Annotated in this window: 12 protein-coding genes; 6 read left to right on the forward strand and 6 right to left on the reverse strand. The window is 46.5% G+C overall.

All coding sequences use genetic code 11. The features are described from left to right. Positions 1–7 precede the first annotated feature (7 nt). Entirely contained in the window at positions 8–301 is a 294-nt protein-coding gene (locus tag MJ769_RS14775; RefSeq protein ID WP_239237263.1) for a zinc-dependent peptidase, read from the reverse strand. Positions 302–1,181: 880 nt separating this feature from the next. Here MJ769_RS14775 and MJ769_RS11405 point away from each other — a divergent pair. The 4 genes from MJ769_RS11405 (at position 1,182) to MJ769_RS11420 (ending at position 4,817) form a co-directional block, all read left to right on the forward strand. After that, positions 1,182–1,502 (forward strand): hypothetical protein, encoded by a 321-nt coding sequence (locus MJ769_RS11405; protein ID WP_239237264.1) that lies wholly within the window; start codon positions 1,182–1,184, stop codon positions 1,500–1,502. A gap of 825 nt (positions 1,503–2,327) precedes the next feature. Next, the gene (locus MJ769_RS11410; RefSeq protein WP_239237265.1) at positions 2,328–3,086 is read left to right on the forward strand and encodes a tetratricopeptide repeat protein; all 759 of its coding nucleotides are present in this window, start codon (positions 2,328–2,330) and stop codon (positions 3,084–3,086) included. A gap of 484 nt (positions 3,087–3,570) precedes the next feature. Next, positions 3,571–3,957 carry a phage holin family protein gene (locus MJ769_RS11415; RefSeq protein ID WP_445083093.1) on the forward strand — a complete coding sequence of 129 codons (387 nt, stop codon included), beginning with the start codon at positions 3,571–3,573 and terminating at the stop codon, positions 3,955–3,957. Between the two features lie 167 nt (positions 3,958–4,124). Further along, entirely contained in the window at positions 4,125–4,817 is a 693-nt protein-coding gene (locus MJ769_RS11420; protein ID WP_239237267.1) for an SDR family oxidoreductase, read from the forward strand. A 184-nt stretch (positions 4,818–5,001) separates the two neighbouring features. On the opposite strand, the gene MJ769_RS11425 is transcribed toward MJ769_RS11420, so the two are convergent. The 4 genes from MJ769_RS11425 to MJ769_RS14780 all read right to left on the reverse strand — a co-directional run bounded on the left by MJ769_RS11425 (position 5,002) and on the right by MJ769_RS14780 (position 7,643). Continuing rightward, a complete protein-coding gene (locus MJ769_RS11425; RefSeq protein ID WP_239237268.1) occupies positions 5,002–5,619 on the reverse strand; it encodes an exosortase H-associated membrane protein in 618 nt (205 codons plus the stop codon). After that, positions 5,591–6,088: an exosortase H gene (xrtH, locus tag MJ769_RS11430; protein WP_239237269.1), complete on the reverse strand. Its 498-nt coding sequence runs from the start codon at positions 6,086–6,088 to the stop codon at positions 5,591–5,593. Before xrtH ends, MJ769_RS11425 begins: the two co-directional genes overlap by 29 nt. Positions 6,089–6,275: 187 nt before the next feature. Continuing rightward, complete coding sequence (locus MJ769_RS11435; RefSeq protein WP_239237270.1) at positions 6,276–7,106, reverse strand: sterol desaturase family protein; 831 nt, start codon at positions 7,104–7,106, stop codon at positions 6,276–6,278. A 6-nt stretch (positions 7,107–7,112) separates the two neighbouring features. After that, positions 7,113–7,643, reverse strand: coding sequence for a midcut-by-XrtH protein (locus MJ769_RS14780; RefSeq protein ID WP_445083094.1), 531 nt, complete (start codon positions 7,641–7,643; stop codon positions 7,113–7,115). Positions 7,644–8,159: 516 nt separating this feature from the next. On the opposite strand from MJ769_RS14780, the gene alkB reads away from it, so the two are divergent. Further along, the gene (gene alkB, locus MJ769_RS11440; protein ID WP_239237271.1) at positions 8,160–8,813 is read left to right on the forward strand and encodes a DNA oxidative demethylase AlkB; all 654 of its coding nucleotides are present in this window, start codon (positions 8,160–8,162) and stop codon (positions 8,811–8,813) included. Then, positions 8,813–9,478, forward strand: a complete 666-nt coding sequence (locus tag MJ769_RS11445; protein ID WP_239237274.1) for a DNA-3-methyladenine glycosylase family protein — start codon at positions 8,813–8,815, stop codon at positions 9,476–9,478. Before alkB ends, MJ769_RS11445 begins: the two co-directional genes overlap by 1 nt. A 25-nt stretch (positions 9,479–9,503) precedes the next feature. Here the strand turns inward: MJ769_RS11445 and cysG are convergent, their stop codons facing one another. Beyond that, the gene (gene cysG, locus MJ769_RS11450) at positions 9,504–10,883 is read right to left on the reverse strand and encodes a siroheme synthase CysG (protein WP_239237272.1); all 1,380 of its coding nucleotides are present in this window, start codon (positions 10,881–10,883) and stop codon (positions 9,504–9,506) included. Positions 10,884–10,942: the final 59 nt, after the last annotated feature.

Raw genomic sequence — 10,942 nt, forward strand, 5'->3', positions numbered from 1 at the left:
ATCCAGCTTATGTGCGAATTAGTGCAATACGACATTGTGGCCAGCCTGAAAATGTAAAGGTATCCCGCTTCACGTCATCCCAAGATAAAATTACCGAACCGTGCAACCATGATTCGCCGTTTAAAATAATTGCTTCGTTGTGCACCAGGCTAATGGCATCTATCTGTGAATGATTAATTCTGAACGCACCCGGATAGAGAATTACCTCCACCCAACCGTCGAAATACGCCACGCCCAGATCCAGGATTAACAAACAGGCTTGGGCGGCCACCACCACCTTCATAGTCAGCGTTATTTCCAAGCCTTGAGCGCCAGTGATTGATTTTCAGTCCAAAAACCACGTTGTCATTTCGCGCAGGTGGGCCATTTGTACTGCATTCAGCCCTCTTAATACCAACATACGCCGGGTCACTTTTTGCCAGATGCGGTGAGGTATCGGATGACGTTTAAGAATCCTGCACATGCGCCAGCGCCGTAACGTAGTGCCTAGTAGTTGCAGCTCGCTTTCCCGGTGACCAGCGTCATGACGTGATAGCGCACCATATTATTTTTAAAGGCATCTCTAAAAATTCAAATTTATCGTAATTTCTGTGAAGATGATAACCAATAACATACTGATTTTACAGATGTTGGTAAGTGAAATATTTCCACTTTTGCGGGAATGACGAATTACTAGAGATATCCATTATTTATATCTTGAATAAGAATCATTATTAATTGTATAATCATTCGTAACTAATGGCAGATAGCTTCGTGCACAACTTTTAATAGATTTTAATTTATGGAATTGCTAAGCATAGTTTTATCAATATTGATGTTGGTCAACGTTGTCTATCAACCTCATGAATCCTTGAGAGATGGGCTGCAATTTGGCAAATTTATATTTCAGGGTGCAAGTTTGACTCTGAACAGAAGTCGATCTTACGCTAATTGTCACAGTCTACAGTCGGTAGAGGGCGTTGGTAATGTCTTGTTTAGTAAAATAGTATCGGGTTTTGTTGACTCGGATAACGTCAAAAATGGCGCTGCTATTTTGAAAGGCTCGATTTGTAGTGTTACAGGTACATTTAATGCCATATACCGCCTGATTCTGAAAATACTTTCTTAAATCTTTTTGTAACAACAACCGTAACTAGTGGACGAATTAATTCTCCCCACTCAAATAAATAAGGAAAATTGATATGGCAATTGTTATTTATAGTGTGAATACTGAGGAATTTAAAAATGGCTATGTGAATCAGAATGATTTACATATTTACAAAGCATTAGCGGCTAGTCAGCTGGTATTTAATTGCAGTTCTCTAAAAGAAGCTTGGGAGAAGTTAACGAGAATTATGGGTCCAAGCTTTATCTTGTATAAAGGAGGGCATCATTTAGCTATCCTCTTAAGACAAGAAGGAACGACAGAAGGAATCCCGTTAGTCAAGCTTTATTCTACTAAAGATAAAGGGCCGCATCAGTGGGAAGCCTTGCAAGAACTATCTCTTTTGGCAGTAATTTAATGCGTCGCATCGGGGTGAAGAAGACGTTTGACCGATCTTGAAAGTGAATTAAGTAGCCTGCTGTAAAAAGAGCGGGTTGTGAGTGAATCGAAGCGTAAGAATTTCAGTAGTAAATTCAAGACTAGGGTGGCCATCGAAGGAATCCGTGGCATCAAAACGGTGAATGTTGTGGTCAGGAATTTGGGGTGCATCACACACAGGTTAATTTGTGGAAGAAGGAATTGCAGGAGCAGGCAGGAAATTTGTTTGATGCCAAGCGGGGACCGGAGCCCATCGATCCATCGTCCAGTCTGGGTTCAGTCTGGAACGACTGTACTCAGAGATTGGTCGATTGCAGATGGAACAGATCGGTCAAACCCTGGCGAGACTCCCGGCAGAGCCGGGGGGTTTGCATCAGTGCATTAAATTTGTGCACAGTAAGACTATATAATTTAATTATTAGAGGCACCTATGACATTTACGTCGAGTATAGGGTTTGCTTTGCCGAGCTAAAGCCCGCCTTTAACACCACTACAATACTTGAAAAAGAGCCCCCCAAAATAGCGAACATTCCTATTTAGTACTAACAGACATTAAATGGGGTTTGAGTGCTGCTGATGATGGTGGTAGGATGCACAATCACTGTTAGAGATTATACAAACCACTCAAACTCAGTGGTGTTAATAACACGAGGAAGGTGTATTGGAAGATAGAGGGCCGTAGCGATGGTGCAACGCAAAACAAAATCATGTCGAGTTTCATAGACTTAAATTACGAGGGATGAAAATGCACAATACAATTGTGGTAAATTTATTTAGGCTGTTTTTGGTAATGGCTTTTTTTGCAATGAGCGCAAGTGCACAAGCTGATTTGCAAGAAGCAACTGAAGCTTACGAGAAAGGAAATTACCCCGCTGCATATAAAGAGTTTAGACGGCTTGCAGTCAACGGTGATGCAGTTGCCCAATACAATCTTGGTTTAATGTACCATAAAGGTCAGGGTCTTAATCAAGATTTCAAAGAGGCTGCGGTATGGTATCGATATGCCGCTAGACAGGGGAATGCGGACGCACTGAACTCTCTTGGAGTTTTGTACCAGTATGGTGAAGGTGTATCACGTGACTATGATGAGGCAGCTAATCTTTACTACAAAGCAGCCGGGCAAGGTCACTCAGGCGCGCAGCTAAACCTTGGACTGATGTCGCATCATGGCATAGGTCTGCCAAAGAACTACAACGAAGCTGTGTGGTGGTATCGCAAAGCAGCCGCTCAAGGTAACGCAATTGCGCAGTACAACCTAGGCTTGCTATATGAAAATGGTCAAGGCGTACCACAGGATTTCAAGGAATCCGCATCGTGGTATCTTAAATCAGCCGAGCAAGGCAATACAATGGCGCAGCATAGTATTGGAAGGGTGTATGAAGATGGTCAAAGCGTTCCACAGGACTGGATTCAAGCGCACATGTGGTATAACTTGGCAGCGGGGAAAGGGAATAAAGAGGCTGAATCAAGCAGAAAAAGCATTGAACGCAAATTGGCTGCTGTGCAAATTGATCAGGCGCAGGCATTGGCACGAAAGTGGCTGGCAGAGCACTCTAAGAAATAGTTGAAGTATGATGGATGGTGGCGCGTCTTTTGATTAAGAACGCCACCTTGTGATTCTAACGAGGGAAGCCAACGGCTTTGCTTGGGGCTAATCGAAGCGCCATGGGTATTCTTGCGCAAACCCAAGAATCATTGCCTACATAAAAGCGATGCGTCATACGGTAGTATTTTTCAAATCGGATTTCAATTCTGTGGTTAGCTTTATCTGCTGTCGACACACTGACTTTGTCCACCACTTTCTGTTCCACCCAATTCCTTAGTCGTGTGACATTTCACGTTCCATTCGTTCGTGATTGACTGCACTGTCCGCTCGTTTCGAGCACATACCTTGAATAACGCCTGCTCGACAAGTGCTTCTGAATAACGTACCCCATTGTCACCGTTACTTCAGCAATTTAAATTCTGGTGACGAAGAGTAGTCTGGCACTAAGGGAGCCTCTTCTGTAATTGTTGAGGGTAGTGGCCTGAATATGGTGAATAACATAATGGAATTTTTGGTTCATTGGGGTATAACTGCGCTTTCGCTATGGATTGCAGGCTCCCTATTTCACGGAATTTCTTTTGCAAATAAACAGTCATTGTTTATTTCGGCGCTGTTGCTGGGTTTTGCCAACGCAGTCATTAGACCTGTCGTCATATTGCTTACCATACCTTTAACGCTTATCACTTTCGGTTTTTTTCTACTGGTTATCAATGCGCTGATGATGCTTTTGGTGTCAACTCTTGTTCCGGGCTTCAAGGTGTCTGGATTTTGGACGGCATTTTTTGCGAGCATCTTTATTACGATTCTCAGTTTTATTGTGGGAGTATTCATTTTTCAGGCAGGTGACAATCCCATTTTCATCCCCGCTTATAAAGGGGTGTACATCTAAGAGATCAATGCGAAAGTTGGTTGATGAGGGCTCCTATAAAAACTCACATGTCTCATAGCTACCTGCTGTCCATTGGTCACCGCAATTTCAGCGAGCTAAATGGTACCCTTATTCACTGGAACACTGGATAGAGGGGGATACAAGCAAATGAATAAACAGGTGATCTCATGACTTCAAAAGTGATTGTCATAACAGGCGTAAGCCGTGGATTGGGCCGTGCTATGGCCGAGGGGTTTGTTCGCCTCGGTCACAGGGTTTTAGGTTGTGGGCGATCTGTGGACGCGATGCATGAACTCAACAACCTTCATGGGCCAGATAGCCGATTCGAGGTGATTAATGTTACCAATGATGAGGCAGTGCTTGATTGGGCAAAACGTTGCCTGAACTTTGCCGGTTCGCCCGACCTGCTGATAAACAACGCCGCACTCGTCAATCGTAATGCGCCGCTTTGGAAAGTGACTGCCAGTGAATTCTCTATGATTGTCGATGTGAACATCAACGGGGTGGTCAACGTCATCCGGCATTTCGTACCAGCCATGCTAGCCAAGCGGAGCGGAGTCATTATCAATTTCAGCTCTGGCTGGGGGCGCTCGACCAGTGCAGAAGTTGCCCCATATTGCGCGACAAAATGGGCAATAGAAGGTCTGACCAAGGCATTGGCTCAGGAGCTGCCACATGGGATGGCAGCGATTCCCCTGAATCCCGGCATCATTAATACGGACATGCTGCGCACCACCTTCGGTTCGCAAGCACGGGATTATCCTGGCGCAGAGAAATGGGCTAAAACTGCGGTACCGTGGGTGCTCGGCATTGGTCCGAAAGACAATGGAGTTTCGCTAACTGTGGGTGAGTCACATTAATTTTGAGTCGCTTGTTTTTGCGGCACTATCGTACCAGCGGCGTGTGGGTGAGTGCATTGAAGGTACGCTTGCAGTGAATTTAAATTGAATTATGTACGGATAAATAAAGCGGTTTATTTTCAGTATTTGCAGGGAAAGGGCGCTACCTCGTTTGACAAGTGGAGCTTACCCAGCTTCTGGCAACTTATAGCTTCCGCAGTGCGCCTTCCAGCACCAGCATCGGAATGAAGCGGGAATTCAACGCCAACCACAAAGCTATTGGAGCCAAGGCAGGCAGAATAAGTGCTCCAAACTGATAGCCTAAAGCTATGCTTTCAATTTTCCAGGGGGAGAAACCCGTTTGTTCCGATACGACTGGTCCTGCGGTGATTGCTGCTTGCTTTAGTAGGTCGAAACAGATTCCCCATGCCTGAAACGGGATCAGCAGCAGCGCACCCAACGCCAGCTTGCGCCAGCGGTTAGCCTCGTTGCCGGCGAGGAACAGGGCAATAAACAGTGGCAATCCAAAACCGTAGGTCAGTGGATTTACCTCCAGCACCAGGGCGTATTCTCCCTCCGGCATTCCAGGAGCCATGCCAAGTTTAAGGGATGTCGCGATACTGAGGATACGCTGTGACCATTCTACTGATTCCACCCAGCCCGAAAAGAACGACTGCATGACCCAGCCCGATACCATGACGGCAGGGCCGTTGAACCATTCTGCCTTCCAGTACCAGAGTCCAAGGCATATAGGCAGCCAAAAAGCAGCCTTCAATAAAAAAATATATAGGGGGTTACGCGCCATGTCGAGCAGTGCTTTCAACTGGCATGGTGCGTATCCAGATCAGCCATACCACCAGCACGTCCAGCATGATAAGTCCCTGCCATAAATAGAGGTGGGCAAATTCAAAGGCGTCCATACGCCATTGCCCTAAATAAAAGAGACTGATAATGCGCAGGATATTGAACGCCTGCACGACAATCATCCCCATCACGAGCCCCAGTATCTTGTGGCGCCAGGGCGAGGGGAAAGCGAGGATAGCCGCCGCCAGGACGATGCAGGCTTCGACCGCATTGCACCCAGCCTCGATGGCAACAGCAAAGCCGTTGGCCTGGCTTTGAATAACGTTATTGTAAGAAATAACCGTGGAATCGAACAGGGTAATCAGAGTAGTGCTGAAACCAGCCAGCAATGCGGCCCAAGGATGCACTAAAGCCTGACCGGGCGGGGTGAGCTCAAGCGCGAATAGCCCGCCCATAATCAATAGAAAAATTATAAGAAATCGCAGCATATATATCTATCTATCAAGATAAATTCTATCTGCGCCGCTATCCACAAGTGAATTGCGATTCCAATTGTTTACCCTTTTGCAATCAACCCAACTAGCTTGTTGATATTTCTCAGTGCAATGAATGAACAGTTCAGATGCGGTTGTGGAACAGTCAGGCACAATTTTTTGAGTCATGAAGTAGGCTGGCTTAACGAGCTTGGACGGTTTGATTAGCAAACTTTGGCTGGAAGGGCATGAGCAAAAGTTGGTCCAGCCTGGAGTACTTCCGCTCACGGAAGTAGGTTAAGCCCAATGGCATAGTTGTGTGCTGCTCTGCGGTGAATTTGGTTGTAGAGCGGAACAAATAGTCAAATATAGGCAATATGGACGCGTAATTACTGTCAGTATAGCGCTGTTCAGAACTGTGGTGTACCCGGTGAAAGTCTGGTGTAACGATAAAAAGCCTCAATATCCGATCTGCAGATTGCCCCAGTGAAAAGTTGCCATGGTTAAACGCGCTCACGGCGGCATGCAACACGTTGTAGCTCAACAAGACCAAGGGGTCGGATCCCAGTGCAATCATGACCGGTAAGAATACCAGAGTGCTGATTACGTGTTCCAGCGGATGGTGCCGGAGCGATGTGGTGGCATCTATTTCCACGTCGCTATGATGTACGGCATGAATACGCCACAACACCGGTACAGCATGGGAAGCACGATGTAGCCAGTAGCCGACAAATTCGAGGCATAGCAAGGTAAGGATGAAAGACGGAATGTAGCCAATTCCAAAATGATGCAGCAGCCCTGTATTTTCTAAGCCCAAAGTTCGGGCAATCAGAATGAACAGCAGGGGAGCTATACTGAAAAGAATGATGTAACCCACTACAGACAGAGCAAGGTTGCTGACCCAGCGCATTAACGGAGCTTTTGATTCGGCCCGCAACGGCGACATGGATTCAATCAGCATAACAAGCGCCACACCGCCAAAAACTGTCCCCGGCAGAATCTGGGCGCTGTTGGCGATGATGGTATCTGCCATGACCTGTTATATTGGCGCGGCAGTGAAATTTATGTAGCAGGAGGAGTTGTTCTGTACTGCCAACCCTATGATGCACCGTGGTTGTTGAGAAGTTGGGCTGTCTATGGCTGGCGGGGTTACGATCACATTTAGGATCTGTTGGGGCCGGCCGCTGTTATTCAAGACCGGGAACTCTCCTAAAGAATCTATGTTGAGAACACCGCCGGATGAGTTACTGAAGGATAAAGAAGGGGGGATTGCCTGTGCATGCTGAATGAGTTGATTTCCGGATGCCGCACCCAGAACCAAAATTCCCACAGTCACAATGGATGCGAGTGGTTTACTGGCCGAATGAGATCGAAGTACACGAAAAGCCAATACGGCAAATACCAATCCGAGAATCACGAGCATAAATCCGGACAAGGTGGGAATTGACTGCGGTACAGGCCCATAGACTATAGTTCCGATTAGAGGCGTTTGAGCTATGGCATCGGCACAGGACAGTATGGAGGCTAACGTGGGGGCTAAGTAAATTAGCTTTTTAGTATATTGAATCATGGGTTGATTTTCCTTATCGTTGTTGTTGATAAAAAATCTTGATACTCAAAGTATATAATTTCTCGTGCAACGGGCAAATACTATTCCGAACTACATGTAACTGATTTAAGTTAAACATAAAAATCATGATATGTGTAAGAATAATTGAAAACAACAGAGAGTAATTGTTGTCCAAACTACGCTACACCAAATAACCACTGGCTGTTGCACTTCAAATTTGAATCTGCGATCTTCAAAAAGTTAAAATTTACTCGCTATTTTTGCGCTAGAGTTCTATTCCAGAATGTCACTCATCGTGATATTTTGGATTGAGGGAGCAGAAGATGCGCGTAGTGCAAAACCCGCAGAAGCAACACTAAATTTCTTTATGCCTGATTTTTACAATCGTAGAATTGCGATCACCTAGAATCATGGAAATTAACGATTCAGTAACAGGAAAAATATTTGTGGAGTACGTACTGAAACATCAGGAAGGCTGTTTTTTAAAAAACTGGGGTTTTCTGGCAGGCACTAAGTATGAATGCCGATCTTTTTGATGGTCTGCCAGACCTCAATCTGAAACAGGTTTGTCTTGATGACGGCGCATTTTTGTTGCGCGGCTTTGCCAAAAATGTGGATGCTGATTTGATGTGCGCGCTAGAAAAGGTCGTTACTCAATCACCTTTGCGTCACATGATTACCCCAGGTGGTTTTCGGATGTCGGTGGCAATGAGCAATTGCGGTCAGGTTGGGTGGATAACAGATCGTAGAGGATATCGCTATGATGCTTTCGATCCAGAAACTGGACGTCCGTGGCCAGCTTTACCTGAAATATTTATAGACATAGCGAGGAGGGCGGCAATGTGCGCCGGGTATGAGAATTTCTTGCCCGATGCTTGCTTGATTAACTGTTACGAACCAGGCGCCCGGTTATCTTTGCATCAGGACAAGAATGAGCGCGACGAGTCTGCCCCGATTGTCTCAGTATCCCTCGGTTTACCTGCGGTGTTTTTGTTCGGTGGATTAAGTCGCACCATTCGACCAAAGCGCTATCAACTTGTGCATGGTGATGTAGCGGTTTGGGGTGGGCCCGCCAGATTTAATTTTCACGGCATTGCGCCACTCTTGGATGGATATCATCCTATCCTCGGCCGCAAGCGCATCAATTTGACGTTCAGGAAGGCTTTGTGATGGTGGCAGTAGGCACTACCGATACGATTGTTGATCCATTTGGCCCCGCAGTTGCGCATCTGGCAGCTTTAGATCCCGATTGGACAAGTTTAATTGCTCGTGTCGGCAGATGTGGATTGCAGCCAAAACCAGAACGTGAACCCTATGAGGCGTTGCTTCGGGCAGTTGCCTATCAGCAACTCCATGCGCGGGCCGCCGAAGCAATACTTAATCGATTTTTAGCACTTTATCCGGACGTATCCTTTCCGTCGCCGACTAGTGTTCTCGCGACCGACGAAGATATGCTGCGCGCCTGTGGTTTTTCTGCTGCGAAGGTTATGACAATTCGCGGAATCGCGGAAGGGGCTCTGGATGGGGTTGTCCCAGTCAGAAGTGCAGCGTTGGCAATGACAGATGAAGAACTGATCTCCCGGTTGGTTTCGCTGCGTGGTATTGGTCGCTGGACGGTAGAGATGCTTCTTATCTTCACGCTGGAACGCCCTGATGTTTTGCCCATTGATGATTTTGGCGTGCGTGAAGGTTGGCGAGTGATGAAGTCACTGTCCAAGCAGCCCTTGCCCAAGGAGCTGTCCAAAATTGGGCAAGCTTGGAGCCCTTACCGTTCAACCGCTGCCTGGTATTTGTGGCAAGCAGCAGATGAGTTTAAACGTTTGAAGCCCAAGTAGTTCGGATACAAAATATTTGTCTTTTTTAAGTTTTGTCAGGCTCAAACCAGGAGAGTTTCTCTCTGAGTTTCACCACGCCACCTATAATGATTAAAGTAGGCGCTTTAAGTTTTGCTGTCTCAGCTGCTGTCGGTAATGTAGCCAGAGTTCCGCAAACTACACGCTGGTTTTGTGTTGTTCCCTGTTGCACGATAGCGGCAGGGGTGGATTCCTGCAAGCCATGCGCTATTAGTTTGGAGCATAGTACTTCGAGACCATGCAGGCCCATGTAAACCACAATGGTTTGATTGGGATGTGCCAGCATTTCCCAATCGAGATTCATGCCACCATCTTTCAGATGGCCAGTTACAAAAATACAGGACTGAGCATGATCTCTGTGCGTGAGCGGTATACCGGCATAGGCTGCAACACCGGATGCAGCGGTGATACCGGGTACGACCTGAAAATTTATTTTGTGCGCTGAAAGAGTCTCGATTTCTTCCCCGCCACGGCCGAAAATGAAGGGATCTCCCCCCTTAAGTCGCAAGACCCGTTTCCCTTCTTTTGCCAGTCTTACCAAGAGATCGTTAATGCTTTCTTGCGGCATTGTGTGGTGACCACGCATCTTGCCGACAAATATTCTTTGTGCATCGCGTCGCGTCATTTCCAGCACTGGTTTAGAAACAAGGTTGTCATAAAGCACCACATCTGCTTTTTGCATCAGCCGTAACGCTCTGAAGGTGAGTAAATCCGCGGCGCCCGGGCCTGCACCTACCAGGAATACTTCACCGGCTGAGCAATGATTGTTGTCTTTTAGCATAGCCAGTAACATGGCTTCGGCAGACTTTTCGTTGCCCGAAAAAACTTGCTCGGCAATTGGGCTTTCCAGCACGTTCTCCCAGAATATACGGCGTTTATCTGAATTGCTGATATGCGCTTTGACTGATTGTCTGAATTTGGCAGCGAAGGCAGTTAGTCGGCCATATTCTGGCGGAATAAGCGTTTCCAACTTGCCTCGTAAAATTCTTGCTAAAACGGGAGATGCCCCTCCGGTTGAAAAAGCGACCATGAGGGGAGAGCGATTCAGTATTGCGGGCATAATGAAGGTGCAGAGATCGGGGTTGTCGACCACGTTGACGGGTATGTTTCTTTGTTTTGCCTCGTTCGAAATTTCTTCGTTGGTCTCGATATCATCTGTGGCGGCAATGACAAGTGTAATGCCATTCAGATGAGCAGCTTGAAATCGATCTGGAACATATTCAATATTGGGAATATTTTTAAAAGCTTCGCACAGTTCTGGCGAAACTATCTTTACTGATGCGCCCGCCTGCATCAGCACGGAAGCTTTCCTAAAGGAAACCTCACCGCCTCCCACAACGAGGCATTTTTTTTCTTTGAGGTTTAAAAAAATGGGGAAAAATTCCATGTCAAATCACTGCTGTCCGGTTAAATGAATGGTCAAATCGCTGGAAGCCATGATTGACG

It is taken from the genome of Candidatus Nitrotoga sp. BS, from assembly GCF_927797785.1.
GTDB lineage: Bacteria > Pseudomonadota > Gammaproteobacteria > Burkholderiales > Gallionellaceae > Nitrotoga.